We start from the raw sequence: 15,367 nt of genomic DNA on the forward strand, positions 1-15,367 counted from the left end.
ACAGCCCGGAGAACCGCTGATGATGCCAGCACCTGCTATTATTATCGCCATTGCTTCTGCCCTTGCACCCCAGGCAAATACGGCAGGGCCGAAACCGGGGCCTTACTCTCTGGCTACGGTAGAGAGCGTTGCCAGTAGCGGCGGGGAAGTTGTTCGCTCGTTTTTCATCGACGGCTATGGCAATCCGGCAGGCGTCGTTGCTTTCATGCGCCGTCCCGGTGAGGAACCTCGTGTAGAGGTTCAGACTGCCGCCGGCGGCACGCTGGCGACGGCCGTGCCCCTCGACACCTGGGAACGAGTGCGCTCCGCAGCCGCACTATTTGACCGTACGCTTGCGCCAGCGCCCAAGGCGGACCGCCCGTCAATCTGCCTTCATCCTTGGTCGGTGTCCGTCGAAGCGGTCGACCCTGCCCGCTCAGGCCGTCCTGCTGCCATTCGCAAGGCCGTCCAGTCCACTTGCGATACCGGGCTGGCAGTGCCGCTCGCGTTCGAACTGGCCCGCGAGGCAGTGGCGGCGTTGCCGGCCTGTGCGCTGCTCGATGCCCGACAGTACCGCAACGATATTAGCCGGCTTGCCGGGTGCACGCTTCTGGAAGGCGACCGCGCCGCTGCCGCGCTCGCGCGCAATGCGTATGGAAGCGATTGGTTCGCGAGTGCTCGTGGCGATCGCACAGAATACGCAATCCGCCAGCTGTTCTTCGATCACGCTCGAATCGATTGGGCTGGTACGATCGCCGAGGGGGCGGCCGCGGCTGCAAAGATTTGGTCGAGCCACCTGGAGGACGCGTCAGTCTTTCCCCGACACATCATCGGCGAAACTGCCGACCGAGTGAGGATGGAGGGGGTGATCGTCCGGTTTTCTGGCAACCGCAGCACTCAAGCACCGGTGACGATGGTCTGGACCCGTGAGAATGGCTTCGGCTTCCGGGTCAGTTCTGCCACTGTCGGCGCAGAAGAACCGGCCCGCTGACGGCCTAGCGGACATTCGCCGCTGCTCCCGTCATGTCCGTTTTCCACCAATCACGACATTCGCGAGCGGATAGCCGGGCTTGAAAAATCGGTTACTCGCAAAGATGAACCAGCGTCCGAAGTTGGGGAGCGAGGGGAGGGGCGTGAACGTCCGGTTCTGGGTCTTCGATGCCAAGGAGCGTATGGCGCATGTCTACGACAACCGATGGTACGAGCAGTTCGCGATGAGCGCCGACGTTGCATGCGCATTTCCAATTCGCGTGTCTAAAGGCCTAGCGGACGCAACTCGCGAATGAGTTCGATCAAAAGTTTCAGGCCAGTCGGCACTTGGCGACGGCTGGAATAATAGATGTGGTATGCCGGGCCCATCGTTGACCAGTCCTCTAGCACCGGGCGTAGTTCTCCGCGCGCGATATAGGGGGCGAAGGTTGCCTCCATGCCGTACATAAGTCCGGTCCCCGCGAGCGCCATGGCCAGCATCGCGCGCCCCCCGTTGACGAGGACCTTGCTCGCGACGGGGACCGAGAATTCGCCCTCGGGGCCTTCGAATTCCCAGCGGTAGATATGCGCATTTCCGAGGCGGACGCCGAGACAATGGTGGTGTTCCAAATCCGACGGGTGCTGCGGAACGCCGAACTTCTCGAGATAGGCGGGGGATGCGACGACTATCCAGCGAAGCTCGCCCGAAAGACGTTGCGCCACCATGTCCTCGGGCACCGTTCCGGCGTAACGGATCCCGGCGTCGAAGCCATCTTCGATGACGTCGGTCATCTGGTCCCGCGCGGCGATGTCGATCTCGATATCGGGATACCGCTCGATGAAGATCGGCATGACCGGCGAGAGCAATAAGGGCGCCGCTTCGGCGGCGACGTTCAGACGAACCCGCCCGGTTGGCGCGTCGCGATAGCGGTTGAGGCTCTCGACAGCCTGATCGATCGTGCCGAACGGCTCAGCCACCTTGTCTCGCAACTCCTCGCCAGCGGCAGTCAGGGTGACGCTCCGGTTCGTGCGGTGGAGGAGGCGGACGCCGAGCCGTGCCTCGAGCCCCTTCAAGGCATGGCTGAGCGCCGATGCGCTGACCCCGAGTTCGAGCCCGGCGAGCCTGAAACTTCGATGTCGGGAGATTGCCAGGAAGTAAGTCAGGTCGGCGAGATCGGATCGGCTGGTCGGCATAGTGTATCCTGGGCTCTATGGTTTAGCCTCGCAAGCGATCGACGGGCGACTGCGGGATCGGCAGGGGCGTCCTCCCTCGAAGGATCAGCGTTCGGTCGGAGGAGCGACGCGCTGTCGAATTGTAACCTTCACGGCACCGGGGCTCGCGAGATCGGCGTAAGGGCCGTCGATCCGACCGAGGATCACGAGGCCGGGAGAGTGCGGGCCGTCCTTGTGGTAAAGCGCGATGTTCCCCCACGGCGCGTAATAGCCGATCTCTCCGGCGCGCGGCGTGACCGCGGCCGGGGCGCCGTCGCGGGTCAGCGGTCGGGGCAAAGTGGCGACCTTTTCCGTCGCTGCATAATCGGTCAGCGTCAGGTCGAGCGGCAGCTGCGCGAGGAAATCGCGTGCCGAGGGGGAGTCCGCAATCTGCGCAGTCCACTGACGCGTCCCGGCATCGATTTCGATAGTCGTCATTGTTCGTGTCTCTCGCGCGCTGTTTGCATAGGATATCAAGGCGTTGCTTGCCTTCGCGGTCGCTGCTGGTTGGCCGCATGCCGTCAGCAGAGCCAACAGACAGAGAAGGGGGCGTCCTGCCTCGATAGCGCGCATCGTCACCTTCCCCTTACGCCCGCATGGCACGCGACCGCCGGATCATCGCCAAGCTGAAGCAGCAAGCCGTGGCGTCGCGGTTTGGTCGCCAGCGTATCGGCAAGGGCGGCTTCAAGCGCGGCGATCCTCGGCCGGCACGTGTGTCTATCTTGATCTAACCGCCGCCCCCGACCCGAACAACACGGTCTTGCGTTGATGCCATGATGAGCGGCGCTCAGCGTGCGACGGTGTCCGCGCCACGTAACGGCCGTCATGACGCCTGCTCATCCGGGCGTTGAGCAGCCGCCATGCCGCGATTGCGCGGGCGGATCGTAGGACAGTCTTCTCCCATCGATCGGGCACGTCGCTCGTCCGGCGATCGCACAAAGGTGAAGTCTTGGATATCGAACCACAGGCGCGCGCCGAGCGCGATACGCTCCCCGTTGGCGCGCTCATCCTGCTCGCGCTGACCGGGTTCACCGCGATCGTGACCGAGACGCTCCCCGCAGGTCTGTTGCCCCAGGTCGCCGATGATCTGAACATTTCGCGCGCGCTCGCCGGCCAGATGGTGACGGTCTATGCCGTCGGATCGGTGATGGCGGCCATTCCGCTCGTCAGTCTCACGCAGAGCTATGCGCGCAACCCACTCCTGCTCGCGGCAATCTTCGGCCTGCTGGTGTTCGATGTCGTGACCGCGCTCTCCCACAGCTATGCGGTAACGCTCGTCGCGCGGTTTGCGGCGGGCGTTTCCGCCGGGCTCGGCTGGGGCATCCTCGGAGGCTATGCGCGCCGGTTGGTAGTGGATCGGTTGAAGGGCCGCGCGCTCGCACTGGCGATGATCGGCACCCCGCTGGCGCTGTCGGTCGGCGTGCCGCTGGGCACGTTCGCGGGCGGGGCGATCGGCTGGCGGATCGCGTTCCTGGTGCTAGCCGCGCTCGCGCTATGCCTGGCCGGGGCGGTCGCGTGGAAGATGCCGGACAGCGCCGGCCAGCCGCCCGAGCGCAAGCTGTCGAACCTGGCCGTGCTGCGGATGCCGGGCGTGGCGCCGATCCTTGCCACCGCGTTCGCTTGGGTGACGGCGCATTACATCCTCTACACCTATGTCGCGCCGTACGCGGAATGGGCCGGCGACGGTAGCCGGGTGAGCTTGCTCCTGCTGGTGTTCGGATGCGCCGCGCTCGCAGGGATCTGGATCGCGGGTGCCGCTGTGGACCGCCACCTGCGCCTCCACGTCCTCGCCAGCCTCGCGGTGTTCGCCGCTGCGACTGCGGTGCTCGGCTTTCTGCCGCACAGCAACAGCGTCATCCTTGTCGGCGTCGTCCTGTGGGGCCTGACGTTCGGCGGGGCTGCGACCTCGATCCAGACGGCGGCCTCCGACGCGGCGGGCGAGGGCGTCGATATCGTCGGCGCCATGCTGACGACGGTCTGGAACGTGAGCATCGCGTGCGGCGGCGCGGTCGGCGCGCTGATCTATCGCAGCGCAGGTGTCGTTGCGTTTTTCCCCGCGATGCTGGCCTTGCTGGGCGTCGCCTTCGCCATTGCCTACGCCGCTTCAGCCAACGGCTTCACGCTGGGTGCTCGAACCGAACATTGACGCGATGGCGGCTGCGTGCACGCTATAGCGTACCGGCGTGGACGACCGCAGCCGCGCCCCTCGCAACGCAGCTGCAGATCTGTCGCGTCACGCGATTTCCGGCAGGCCTGCGAAGTGCTTGTCGAGCGTCACCGGATATTCGCGCACCCGAACGCCGGTCGCGTTGTACACCGCGTTGGCGATCGCCGGCGCGACGCCGACCAAACCCAGCTCGCCGACCCCCTTTGCCTTCAACGGCGACATCGTCGCATCGACCTCGTCGATGAAATGCGCGTCGAGATGCGGGACGTCGGCGTGGACGGGCACCTCGTAGCCGGCAAGGTCGTGATTGACGAAGAAGCCGAAGCGGGTGTCGACGGCCATTTCCTCCATCAGTGCGGCGCCGATCCCCATCGTCATCCCCCCGATCACCTGGCTGCGCGCCGTGATCGGGTTGAGGATACGCCCGGCGGCGCAGACCGCCAGCATCCGTCGGACGCGGACCGCGCCAGTATAGGCATCCACTCCAACCTCGGCAAAATGCGCGCCGACGGTCTGCTGCGCATACTCCTTGTTCAGGTCGCCAAATTCCATGACATCCTCGGCGACGATCTCGCCGTCCCTGGCGGCATCGGCCAGCGGGACCGAACGGCCCGCCGAACTGACGCGCCCGTCCGCGAACGTCACGTCGGTCGTGTTGAAGCCCATCCGCTGCGCCACCAATTCGCGCAGCTTCGCGCACGCGGCATATACGCCAGCCGTAGCCGACGCGGCACCCGCCTGGCCGCCCGAGCCGGGTGTTTCGGGGAAGGTGGAATCGCCGAGCTTGGCGGTCACCCGTTCGAGCGGAACGCCCATCATCTCGGCGGCGGTCTGCGCGACAATCGTGTAGCTGCCCTGGCCGATGTCGGTCATGTCGGTCTCGACCGTGACGTGTCCGTCCTTGCCCAGTCGCACGCGGGCGCCGGCCTTCATGATCGGTGCTCCACGGATCGCGCTGGCGACGCCCATGCCGATCAGCCACTTGCCTTCGCGACGGCTGCCGGGTTTGGCGACCCGCGCATTCCAGCCGAACCGGTCCGCGCCCTCTTTCAGGCACTGCACGAACGGCCGGGTGGAGAATTTGCGCTCGGGCTTCGAAGGGTCGACCTGCGTGTCGTTAGCGATCCGCAGAGCGACCGGATCCATTTCGAGCTTTTCCGCAAGCTCGTCCATCGCGACTTCCAGCGCCATCATCCCCGGGGCCTCGCCCGGCGCGCGCATGGCGTTGCCCTCGGCGAGATCGAGAGGGCTGAGATAGCGCCGCAACTGGCGGTTCTCGCCGGCATACATCAACTGCGTCGGCAGGTTGGTGGGCTCGGTGCGGCCACCCGCCAGGTTGCCCGACCAGCTATCGTGACCGATGGCAACGAGACGGCCGTCCTTGCCGGCGCCCAGTCGAACGCGCTGGATCGTCTTGGGGCGGTGAATGGTATTGTTGAACATCAGCGGGCGTTGCAGCACGACCTTGACCGGACGGCCCGATACCCGCGCGGCGATCGCCGCGAGTGCCAGATCGCTCTGCGTCGTGCCCTTGCCGCCAAAGCCGCCGCCGATGAAGGGGGAATGCAGGCGGATATTTTCTTTTGGCGTGCCGATGATGAGGCCCAGGTCGCGACAGCCCCAGTTCATCGCCTGAATCGACGTCCAGCAGGTGAGCTTGTCACCATCCCACCGCGCAATACTCGCATGGGGTTCCATCATCGCATGCGCCTGATCGGGGACCGTATAAGATTCGTCGACCTTGACCGGCGCGCTGGCAAACGCGCTTGCGAAGTTGCCGACCGACGCGTTCGTCGAACCACCGAACGGTTCCTCCGGCGCGATCGGGGCCGATGATTTTTGCGCGGCCAGATCGAAGCGCCCCTTCCCGCGCGCATACGTGACGCGGATCAGCGACGCCGCCGCGCGCGCCTGTTCGAAGGTGTCGGCGACGACGACCGCGACCGCCTGATGATAATGATCGACCATCGGGCCGGCCAGAATGCGCTGGGTGTAGAACTCGCCCTTGCCGATCGGGCCCGAATTTTCATAGGTGACGATCGCACGGACGCCGGGCGCGGCATGTGCCGCCGCGGTATCGATGCGGTCGATGCGTCCCTTGCCGATCGCTGCACCCAGGATGTAGCCATGGGCCGCATCTGGCGCGAAATCGTGATGCTCGGCGGCGTAGCGTGCCGTGCCGGTCGTCTTCAGGGGACCTTCGACGCGCGTGTGTGCGCGTCCGACCACGGTCAGGCGGTCGATTGGAGTCGTGCCCGCAGGCGTGTCGAACTTCATGCACTCGTCTCCAGATCGGCCAGGAACTGGTCGTGCGTCATCGGCTTGGAGAACATCGGGAAGTTCTTCGTGACCGCAGCGTGCTGCTCTTCGGGGCTCAGCGTCGCCGTGCAGTCGGTCAGCGTGACGACGCGGAAGCCGCGTTCGTACGCCGAGCGCATGGTCGATTCGACGCAGCAATTTGTCAGGAACCCGGCGATCGCCAGATCGGTGATGCCACGCTGACGCAGGATGAAGTCGATATTGGTGCTCGCGAAGCAATCGAGGCCCCGCTTGCCCTCGATCACGATGTCGCCGTCGACCGGTGCCATCGCATCGGCAATCGCCGCGCCCCAGCTGTCTTTCCGGAACGCGTTAGCCTGCTTGATGCCGGCGAGGATACCGTAAGGATCGGACGGGATCTCCGGATAACCCTCCGCGAAGGTGATTGGCGCGTGCATCACGGTCACGCCCTGCGCGCGCGCTCGTTCGACGACGGCCCGGCTGTGCGCCAGCATGTCGGTGTCGGCCATCACCGCCTTCACCGCATCATGCTGGGCGCCGCCTTCGCTGACGAAGTCGTTCTGGTACTCGATCAGCAACAGGGCGGTCTTTTCGGGTATCATCATCTTGTCTCCCATTCGCCCTAGAGCACATTCGACCAGTGCGGCGTGGCTCACGCCACCGCCGGCAGCCGATCGAAATGCTTGTCGAGGGTCAGTGGATAATCGCGAAGGCGGACGCCCGTCGCGTTGTACATGGCGTTCGCTACCGCCGCGCCGACGCCGCACAGGCCGAGCTCGCCGATGCCCTTAGCCTTCATCGGATTGGCCTTGTCGTCGGCCTCGTCGAGGAAGATCACGTCCTGGTGCGGGATGTCGGCGTGGACCGGCACCTCGTAGCTGGCCAGGTCGTGGTTGACGAAGAAGCCGAAGCGCTTGTCGACCGCCAGTTCCTCCATCAACGCTGAGCCGACACCCATCGTCATCGCGCCGATCACCTGGCTACGCGCCGAGGTCGGATTGATGATCCGCCCGGATGCGCAGACCGCCAGCATGCGACGCAGGCGGGTCGCGCCCGTATAGCTATCGACGCCGACCTCGACGAAGTGTGCGCCGAAGGTTGACAGCTGCCAGCTCTTGTCGAGATCGCCATATTCGATCTTGTCCTCGGCAACCAACTCGCCTGAGGAGGCGGCTTGGCGAAGGTCGGCCGAGCGATTGCCGCTCGTGATCTTGCCGCCGTCGAACACCGCATCGGCCGAATTATAGCCGAGACGCTGGGCGACGGCCTCGCGCAGCTTGACGCACGCCGCATACACCCCCGCCGTCGCGTTGGCGGCGCCGAACTGGCCGCCCGACCCGGCGGAGACCGGGAATGCCGAGCTGCCGAGCTTGACGACGACCGCGTCGAGGGGGACGCCCATCATCTCCGCCGCGGTCTGCGCGATGATCGTGTAGCTGCCGGTGCCGATGTCGGTCATGTCGGTCTCGACGGTGACGATGCCGTCATTGCCGAGCCGGACGCGAGCACCCGACGTCATGTTCATGTGATTACGGAACGCGGATGCCACGCCCATCCCGACCAGCCAGCGCCCGTCGCGAACCTGGCCGGGCTGCGCGTTGCGACGCGACCAGCCGAACTGCTGTGCACCCCCGGTCAGGCAGCGGACCAGCTCACGCTGCGAGAAGCGTCGCTTGGGATCCTTCGGATCGACCTGCGTGTCGTTCTTCACGCGGAAGGCGATCGGATCCATGCGGAGCTTTTCCGCCATCTCGTCCATCGCGATCTCAAGCGCCATCAGGCCCGGCGCTTCGCCCGGCGCGCGCATCGCGTTGCCCTCGGGCAGGTCGAGCACCGCGAGGCGCATCGACGTCAGGCGGTTCGCGCCAGCATAGAGCAGGTTCGTCTGCAGGACTGCCGCTTCCGGACTGCCGTTCGGCTGGTCGCCCGAGCCGCTCTCATGCGCGATCGCGGTGATCGTGCCGTCCTTCGCTGCGCCGATGCGGATGCGCTGGCGCGTCGCCGGCCGATGCGTCGTGTTGTTGGCCATGAACGGCCGGCTCATCGCCAGCTTGACCGGACGCCCTGCCGCCTTCGCGCCGAGCGCCGCGAGGACCGCATCGCTGCGCAGGAACAGCTTCCCGCCAAAACCGCCGCCGACATAGGGCGAAAGGAAGGTGACCTTCTCCTTCGGCATGTTCAGCGTGGTGGCGAGATCGGTGCGACCCCAGTCGATCATCTGGTTCGACGTCCACACCGTCAGCGCGTCGCCGTTCCAGGCGGCGATCGAGGCGAACGGCTCCATCATCGCATGGCTGTGATCCGGCGTGGTATAGTGCGCATCGAGCTTGACCGGCGCGGATGCGAAGGCGGTTTCGAACGTGCCGACCCGGTCTTCGCCCTTGCCGGGCTTGTCCGCGTCGGTCAGCGGCGCCGTCTTCAACGCCGCATCCAGATCGAACCTGCCCTTGCCGCGCGCATAATCGACGCGGACCAAGCCGGCCGCGGCGCGGGCCTGCTCGAACGTCTCGGCGACGACGACCGCCACTGCCTGGTGATAATGATCGACGTCCGGCCCGGCGAGTAGCTTGACGGTGTTGAACTTACCCTTGCCAAGCTTGCCCACATCCGCGGCGGTGACGATCGCGATTACGCCCGGTGCAGCCTTCGCCGCGACCGTGTCGATCGCGTTGATGCGGCCCTTGGCGACGGCTGTGCCTACGGCATAGCCATAAGCGGCGTTCTCGATCTCGCGATGATGCTCATAGGCATAGGGCGCCAGCCCGGTCGTCTTGAGCGGGCCGTCGATGCGGGTATGCGCGCGCCCGACAACCTTCATCCGGTCGATCGGGTTGGCGACGGCGGGTGTATCGAACTTCATGCGATTATGCCTTCGCTTCGGCGATGACCGAGGCCAGTGCGCGGGTGGCAAGCGGGAGCTTGAACGCGTTGTCCTTGGTCGGCGTCGCGCCCTGGAACGCACGCGCGGTCACCGCGGCGGCACCGCGTGGCAGCAGCGCGTCCGCTGCCTCGACACGCCAGGGGCGGGGGGCCACGCCGCCGAACGCGACGCGCCCGGTACCGTCTGGCTGGATCACCGCCGCCACTGACACCAGCGCGTAGGCGTAGGACGCACGATCGCGCACCTTCTCGTAGAAATGCTTGCCACCTAGCGGCTTGGGCAACGTCACCGCGGTGATCAGTTCGCCCTGCTTCAGCACGGTATCCTGCTGGGGCGTGTCACCCCATAGCCGGTGGAAGTCGGCGATCGCGATCGACCGGCGCTGGCCGGTCGCATCGACCGTCTCGACCACCGCATCCAGCACGCGCATCGCCACGGCCATGTCACCCGGGAACGTCGCGATGCAGCTGTCGCTGACGCCGATGACGCCCAACTGGCGCGAGTATCCGCCGATCGCGGCGCAGCCCGAACCCGGCTTGCGCTTGTTGCACGCCATGTTGGTGTCGTAGAAATACGGGCAGCGCGTGCGCTGGAGCAGATTGCCGGCGGTCGACGCCTTGTTACGCAACTGGCCCGATGCCCCCGCGACGATCGCGCGCGTCAGCACGCCGTAATCGCGCATAACCCGCTCGTCGGCGGCGAGGTTAGTGTTGGTCACCAGTGCGCCGATGCGCAGCCCGCCTTCACGCGTCGCCTCGATCTTGTCGAAACCGAGATCCTGCACGTCGACGAGATGCGTCGGCGTCTCGACCTCGATCTTCATCAGGTCGAGCAGGTTGGTCCCGCCGGCGATGAACTTGGCCGCCGGGTTGCCGGCGACCGCGCGCGCCGCGGCGCTCGCATCCTTCGCGCGCTCATAGGTGAAAGCTCTCATGCTTTTGCTCCCGCGACTTCGGCCATGGCCTCGGCGATGTTGGAATAGGCACCGCAGCGGCAGATGTTGCCGCTCATGCGCTCGCGCATCTCGACGTTCGTCGCGGTCGGCTTGGTCATCAGGTCGCCCTGCGCATGGCTGGGCACGCCACGCTTGATCTCGTCGAGGACCGCGACGGCCGAGCAGATCTGACCCGGCGTGCAATAGCCGCATTGATAGCCGTCATGCTTGATGAAGGCCGCCTGCATCGGGTGCAGCTTGTCCGGCGTGCCGAGGCCCTCGATCGTCGTGATCTCGTCGCCTTCGTGCATCACCGCGAGGCTCAGGCAGGAATTGATGCGGACCCCATCGACCATCACGGTGCAGGCGCCGCACTGGCCATGATCGCAGCCCTTCTTGGTGCCCGTCAGGTGCAGGTGTTCGCGCAGCGCGTCGAGCAGGGTCGTCCGCGGATCGAGGCTGAGCTCGCGCTTCTCACCATTGACCTTGAACCGCACCGGCATGGTCGGCGTGGCGCTAGCCTGGGGCGGCGTCGTCGCGACGGCGCCGGCCGGCGATGCGGCGATCACGGCTGTCGCCGCGCTGCCCGCGAGGAGCCCACGGCGCGAAAGCTCTACTTCAGATATGCTGGGCATGGGCTTCATCTCTCTTGCTGCCGTACCGCGCGTCCGCGGTAACTGTCTGATCTACATCAACGATTGTCTCGGACTGTAACGCGTCGCCGTGCCGTTTGGAGCGTGCATGATGTTCAATGAAACCATGAGGATGGCTCATGGCCCAACTCTCCGGGCGAGGCTTTTCGAGCGCCGTTGTCGCTTCATAGGCCTGGACCAATTGCGCCATGATCGAGAGCGCTAGCGTCTGGGGATCGCGTGTCGCCTTGATCAGACCGACGGGGCCGACAACCCGCGCGATATCATCGCGCTCCGCCCATGCTTCCAGAAGGCGCCGCTGACGCTCGATATGCGTTTTCATGCTGCCCATCGCGCCGATGAAGAACGGGCGTTGCTCCAGGACCTGGAGCAGGAGTGGCGTCTCCCAGTCGTGATCGTGGAACAGCGTCACGACCGCGGTCCAGGGATCGATCGCCAATCCGTCCACGCGGCCGACGAACCGGAGAAGATCCGCGGATCGTCCCTGCCGCCGTGTGTCCTCGACGAGCGAGGCCTGGGGGCTCAACAGCGTGGCGTCGGCGCCATAGGCGTGGGCGATGTCGAGCATCGCGGCGGGCTCTGCGCCATGTCCCATGACGACCAGCCGAAGGACCGGATCGTGACGTACGCTGAAAATCGTATCGAGCCACCGCGTGCGATCACCGTCGCGAGACCAAGCGGCAATGATAGTCCCGTCGAGCGAGAGGTGGAGCACGACCGGCTCGCGCCGTTCCAGAATGGCGATGGCGCGATCGATCTGCCGACGATCCGGTGTCGGCGTGAACAGCAGGTCGATGCCCCCGCCGCAGGGCAGCCGAATGTCGATGTAGCGCGAACCGTCGCCATAGCGCACGTGACGTGCGCGCCCTTCGGCAAGGGCCTCCTGCGCCTCTGCGATCACGGCGGCTTCCACGCACCCACCGGAAAACGAGCCCAGCGACCGTCCGCTTTCGGCCACCGCCATATGCTCGCCCGGCGCGCGGGCCGCGCTGCCGGTGACGTCGGTCAGCGTCACCAGCGCGGCCCGCTCTCCCCGTTCGTCACAGTCGCGCAGGAAGCGCAGGATCGCCAGCGCCTGCTTCATGCCGCTACGGCTTGGGCAGGGGCGGCGGGGCGACGATCGGCTCGGCCGATCGCGACCGCGGCGAGTGCTGCAATCGCAAGAAGGCCGGCGCTGGCGAGAAACTCGGCGCGCGGACCCGCTGCATCGAAGACAATGCCGCCCATCGTCGCGCCCAGCGTAATCGCGAGCTGCACGATCGCCACCATCAGCCCGCCGCCAGCCTCGGCCTCGTCGGGCACCGTGCGCGCCAGCCATGTCCACCACGCCACCGGCGCGGACGTGCCTGCGAAACCCCAAACCGCAAGCAATATTCCGACCGCCACGACGGACGTACCAAGCACCGTCAGTGCCGCCGCCGTTGCCGCCATCAACGCTGGCAGCACGGCAAGGGTGAGGAACAGGCCCCCGTTCAGCACCCGCCCGATCAGGACGGTGCCGATGAATCCGGATACGCCGAGAATGAGCAGCATGATCGACAGCATGGCCGGCGAGACATGCGTCACCTGCTCGAGGAACGGGCGGAGATAGGTGAACAGCGCGAACTGCCCGACGAACAGCATCGCGACGGTCAGCAGGCCGAATACCACGGGCGGCCGGCGCAGCAGGGCGAACATGCCGCGGGCGCTCTGTCGTTCTGCAACCGGAAGCGGTGGCAGCGTCAGCGCCTGCCAGATCACGGCCGCGACGGCGACCGGTACCACGCAGAAGAATGCGCCGCGCCACCCGATCAGGCTGCCGACGAAACTGCCCAGCGGCGCCGCGAGCACGGTGGCCAGTGCATTGCCGCCACTGATGACCGCGAGCGCTTTGGGGACCGCGTGGCTCGGCACCAGTCGCATGGCGATCGCAGCCGACATCGACCAGAACCCGCCGATGGCGATACCGAGCAGCGCGCGGCCGGCCATGAAGACCAGATAGGTCGGCGCAAACGCGACGATGGCACCGGAGACCACCAGCATGCTGGTCAGGACGAGCAGCACGATCCGACGGTCCGTTTTCCCCAGTACGGAGGACAGCGACAGGCTAGTGATGACCGCGAACAGCCCGGATATGGAAATCGCCTGTCCGGCCTTGCCCTCGGTCAGATTCAGCGTGTGTGCGATCGGGCTCAGCAGGCTGACCGGCATGAACTCGGACGCGATCAGCACGAAGCTGCACAGTGCCATTGCATATACCGCGCCCCAGCGGGCGGGCCGATCGTCGATGCGCGCGGCATCCGTGTCCGCAACCGCGGCGATGGGACTTGCCATGATGGCTCTCCTGATTGTGCCAAATGCGCCCGGACCCGTCGTGGAGGGGGATCGCGACGGATCCGGGCGCTCGTGCCGTGCCGGTTCGGGGACGAACGGTTGGCTGCGAAGAATGCTAATTTAGGGAAGGACGATCCGACCGACAATTCAGCCAGACGTTGATGCCTTGGTGAGCGCTGCTCATGCACACGCCCGTAAAACCGCGAACCGTCAGGCTGGAGTGACCCGGTACCGAAGCCAGACGGTCCCGCCGTCCATGACGTCATGACTCATCAACGCCAGAGTATCGATCGGCAACCGTTCCGAAGCCGCCGTGCCGGAGCCTTCGAAAGCGGCCGGAGCGCCCGATGCCCCGTCGATCGCAGGCACGAGCATCAGGCTGATCTCGTCGATGAGGCCGGCACGGAGAAAGCCGCCGTTGAGGTGACCGCCGCCTTCGAGGAGCAGGCGGTCGATCCCCAGTTCGGTATTCAGAATTTCTACGACCTCGTGCGGGTCGAGGTCGGTCTCGCCGGCAAAGACATAGCCGACGCCGTCCTCGCGCAGTCCCGCGAGATGCGCGTCCGATACCGCCTTGGTTAGCACGACCACGATAGGATCGCCGCTTACATCGCTACGCCCCCACGCGATCTTGCCATGAGCGTCCAACACGATGCCATACGCTTCCGCCGCGTGGTTCGGGAGCCAGGCGGTACGGAGAAAGCTCGCCTCCGGCTGGTCCGGATACGCGTCGCGCTTGGCGAACTCTTGGCCGGTGACACGGCCGACGAGCCATGACCCGCCTCCGAGCCTGTCATGCAGGTCCTCGTAAATATCATGCGAATGCGCGCCGCTTGGCGTCCAGCGTTCAGGCAGGATCCTGCCGTCGATGCTGCTGGCCATGTGACAGATGATATGCGGCTTCATGTACGGGAATCCCGGGCTTGTCTTTAAATCTAGTCACGAGGAACGACCGCAGCGGCCTGTCGGCCCAATGAGGCTACTGCACCGGATCGGTGAGGGGATTTCATGGAAGCGGCATCGACCGACTTCGTTCTGAACCATATCCGCGGCGATCGAGCCGCTTCAGCGCGAAGGAAATCGAGATGGCCGACCAGAACCAGAATTACGCAGGCAAGATCGCCTTCGTCACCGGCGCCGCCAATGGAATCGGGCGCACCACTGCCATCGCCTTCGCCGAGGCTGGTGCACATGTCGCCGTCGTTGATCTGAACGGAGACGGCGTTGCCGAGGTCGTCGCGGCGATCGAGGCAGCGGGGGGCAGCGCGGTCGGGATCACCTGCGACGTCTCGAAGAGCGAGGACGTTCGTACCGCGCTCGACAAGACGGTCGAGGCCTTTGGCGGCATCGACATCGCGTTCAACAACGCCGGTATCGAGCAGCAGCAGATCCCGCTGGCGGACCTCAGCGAGGAGGATTTCGACCGCATGACCGCGATCGATCTGCGCGGCGTGTTCCTCTGCATGAAATACCAGATTCCGCTGATGCAGAAGCGGGGCGGCGGCGCGATCGTCAACACCTCGTCGGGCGCAGGCGTCGTCGGAATTGCAGGGCAGGCCGGGTACGTTGCCGTCAAGCACGGCGTGATCGGAATGAGCAAGTCGGCTGCGCTCGAATATATCGGCGACAATGTCCGCGTGAACGTCATCTGCCCCGGCATCATCGAAACGCCGATGATCACCGACCGGGTGTCTGGCGGTACCGAGGAAGGCCAGAAGAAGATGATCGCGCAGGAGCCGATCGGCCGCATGGGCAAGCCCGAGGAGATCGCCGCCGCGGTGCTCTACATTTGCTCCGACTCGGCTGCGTTCATGGTCGGTCATGCGATGGTCGTGGATGGTGGACAGACGGTCGGTCTTGGCGGTTGATCAGGTACTGGCAGCGCGCGCAGCGGCCAGTCGTGGCGCCGCTGCCTCGTTCCGAGCGCCTGGAAATCGTTGAGATCCAGTCGTTGCCTCTGCTTTACCAAGAACCGCTAT

General features: G+C 65.7%; 14 protein-coding genes. 4 read left to right on the plus strand and 10 right to left on the minus strand.

Going from position 1 to position 15,367, the window contains the following annotated elements; genetic code table 11:
* Nucleotides 1–19 precede the first annotated feature (19 nt).
* Nucleotides 20–970, plus strand: coding sequence for a hypothetical protein (locus AC0CH3_RS14995; RefSeq protein WP_354304305.1), 951 nt, complete (start codon nucleotides 20–22; stop codon nucleotides 968–970).
* Between the two features lie 263 nt (nucleotides 971–1,233).
* Here the strand turns inward: AC0CH3_RS14995 and AC0CH3_RS15000 are convergent, their stop codons facing one another.
* Both AC0CH3_RS15000 and AC0CH3_RS15005 read right to left on the minus strand, forming a co-directional pair.
* Nucleotides 1,234–2,142, minus strand: a complete 909-nt coding sequence (locus AC0CH3_RS15000) for a LysR family transcriptional regulator (protein WP_465238031.1) — start codon at nucleotides 2,140–2,142, stop codon at nucleotides 1,234–1,236.
* Nucleotides 2,143–2,226: 84 nt separating this feature from the next.
* A complete protein-coding gene (locus AC0CH3_RS15005) occupies nucleotides 2,227–2,598 on the minus strand; it encodes a cyclophilin-like fold protein (protein WP_056024445.1) in 372 nt (123 codons plus the stop codon).
* 158 nt (nucleotides 2,599–2,756) lie between these two features.
* Here AC0CH3_RS15005 and AC0CH3_RS15010 point away from each other — a divergent pair, with 158 nt between their 5' ends.
* Together AC0CH3_RS15010 and AC0CH3_RS15015 are read left to right on the plus strand one after the other, a co-directional pair.
* Entirely contained in the window at nucleotides 2,757–2,891 is a 135-nt protein-coding gene (locus AC0CH3_RS15010; RefSeq protein ID WP_261362621.1) for a hypothetical protein, read from the plus strand.
* Nucleotides 2,892–3,109: 218 nt separating this feature from the next.
* On the plus strand, nucleotides 3,110–4,306 hold the full coding sequence (locus AC0CH3_RS15015; RefSeq protein ID WP_200916367.1) for an MFS transporter: 1,197 nt from the start codon (nucleotides 3,110–3,112) through the stop codon (nucleotides 4,304–4,306).
* 87 nt (nucleotides 4,307–4,393) lie between these two features.
* Here AC0CH3_RS15015 and paoC (AC0CH3_RS15020) read toward each other — a convergent pair whose 3' ends face one another.
* The 8 genes from paoC (AC0CH3_RS15020) to AC0CH3_RS15055 form a co-directional block, all read right to left on the minus strand.
* Nucleotides 4,394–6,604, minus strand: a complete 2,211-nt coding sequence (paoC, locus tag AC0CH3_RS15020; protein WP_056024446.1) for an aldehyde oxidoreductase molybdenum-binding subunit PaoC — start codon at nucleotides 6,602–6,604, stop codon at nucleotides 4,394–4,396.
* Nucleotides 6,601–7,209, minus strand: a complete 609-nt coding sequence (locus tag AC0CH3_RS15025) for a cysteine hydrolase family protein (RefSeq protein ID WP_056024818.1) — start codon at nucleotides 7,207–7,209, stop codon at nucleotides 6,601–6,603. The genes paoC (AC0CH3_RS15020) and AC0CH3_RS15025 overlap by 4 nt, the downstream gene beginning before the upstream one ends.
* Nucleotides 7,210–7,259: 50 nt before the next feature.
* Complete coding sequence (gene paoC / locus AC0CH3_RS15030) at nucleotides 7,260–9,467, minus strand: aldehyde oxidoreductase molybdenum-binding subunit PaoC (protein WP_354304301.1); 2,208 nt, start codon at nucleotides 9,465–9,467, stop codon at nucleotides 7,260–7,262.
* Between the two features lie 4 nt (nucleotides 9,468–9,471).
* On the minus strand, nucleotides 9,472–10,422 hold the full coding sequence (locus AC0CH3_RS15035; protein WP_056024453.1) for an FAD binding domain-containing protein: 951 nt from the start codon (nucleotides 10,420–10,422) through the stop codon (nucleotides 9,472–9,474).
* Nucleotides 10,419–11,057 (minus strand): aldehyde dehydrogenase iron-sulfur subunit PaoA, encoded by a 639-nt coding sequence (gene paoA, locus AC0CH3_RS15040; protein ID WP_056405795.1) that lies wholly within the window; start codon nucleotides 11,055–11,057, stop codon nucleotides 10,419–10,421. Before paoA ends, AC0CH3_RS15035 begins: the two co-directional genes overlap by 4 nt.
* Entirely contained in the window at nucleotides 11,041–12,159 is a 1,119-nt protein-coding gene (locus tag AC0CH3_RS15045) for an XdhC family protein (protein WP_056024456.1), read from the minus strand. Before AC0CH3_RS15045 ends, paoA begins: the two co-directional genes overlap by 17 nt.
* Nucleotides 12,156–13,388, minus strand: a complete 1,233-nt coding sequence (locus AC0CH3_RS15050) for an MFS transporter (protein ID WP_056024459.1) — start codon at nucleotides 13,386–13,388, stop codon at nucleotides 12,156–12,158. The genes AC0CH3_RS15045 and AC0CH3_RS15050 overlap by 4 nt, the downstream gene beginning before the upstream one ends.
* 210 nt (nucleotides 13,389–13,598) lie before the next feature.
* Nucleotides 13,599–14,294, minus strand: coding sequence for a RibD family protein (locus tag AC0CH3_RS15055; RefSeq protein WP_354304296.1), 696 nt, complete (start codon nucleotides 14,292–14,294; stop codon nucleotides 13,599–13,601).
* 179 nt (nucleotides 14,295–14,473) lie between these two features.
* Between AC0CH3_RS15055 and AC0CH3_RS15060 the strand changes: the two genes are divergently transcribed.
* Entirely contained in the window at nucleotides 14,474–15,256 is a 783-nt protein-coding gene (locus AC0CH3_RS15060; protein WP_056024464.1) for a glucose 1-dehydrogenase, read from the plus strand.
* Nucleotides 15,257–15,367: the final 111 nt, after the last annotated feature.

This window comes from Sphingomonas sp. AC449, assembly GCF_979253475.1.

Bases quoted from the DNA above. Each gene is read 5' to 3' on its own strand.
- paoC (WP_056024446.1), bottom strand. From the start codon at position 6,604: ATGAAGTTCGACACGCCTGCGGGCACGACTCCAATCGACCGCCTGACC.
- AC0CH3_RS15050 (WP_056024459.1), bottom strand. From the start codon at position 13,388: ATGGCAAGTCCCATCGCCGCGGTTGCGGACACGGATGCCGCGCGCATC.
- AC0CH3_RS15005 (WP_056024445.1), bottom strand. From the start codon at position 2,598: ATGACGACTATCGAAATCGATGCCGGGACGCGTCAGTGGACTGCGCAG.
- AC0CH3_RS14995 (WP_354304305.1), top strand. From the start codon at position 20: ATGATGCCAGCACCTGCTATTATTATCGCCATTGCTTCTGCCCTTGCA.
- paoA (WP_056405795.1), bottom strand. From the start codon at position 11,057: ATGCCCAGCATATCTGAAGTAGAGCTTTCGCGCCGTGGGCTCCTCGCG.
- AC0CH3_RS15055 (WP_354304296.1), bottom strand. From the start codon at position 14,294: ATGAAGCCGCATATCATCTGTCACATGGCCAGCAGCATCGACGGCAGG.
- paoC (WP_354304301.1), bottom strand. From the start codon at position 9,467: ATGAAGTTCGATACACCCGCCGTCGCCAACCCGATCGACCGGATGAAG.
- AC0CH3_RS15025 (WP_056024818.1), bottom strand. From the start codon at position 7,209: ATGATACCCGAAAAGACCGCCCTGTTGCTGATCGAGTACCAGAACGAC.
- AC0CH3_RS15035 (WP_056024453.1), bottom strand. From the start codon at position 10,422: ATGAGAGCTTTCACCTATGAGCGCGCGAAGGATGCGAGCGCCGCGGCG.
- AC0CH3_RS15060 (WP_056024464.1), top strand. From the start codon at position 14,474: ATGGCCGACCAGAACCAGAATTACGCAGGCAAGATCGCCTTCGTCACC.
- AC0CH3_RS15010 (WP_261362621.1), top strand. From the start codon at position 2,757: ATGGCACGCGACCGCCGGATCATCGCCAAGCTGAAGCAGCAAGCCGTG.
- AC0CH3_RS15045 (WP_056024456.1), bottom strand. From the start codon at position 12,159: ATGAAGCAGGCGCTGGCGATCCTGCGCTTCCTGCGCGACTGTGACGAA.
- AC0CH3_RS15000 (WP_465238031.1), bottom strand. From the start codon at position 2,142: ATGCCGACCAGCCGATCCGATCTCGCCGACCTGACTTACTTCCTGGCA.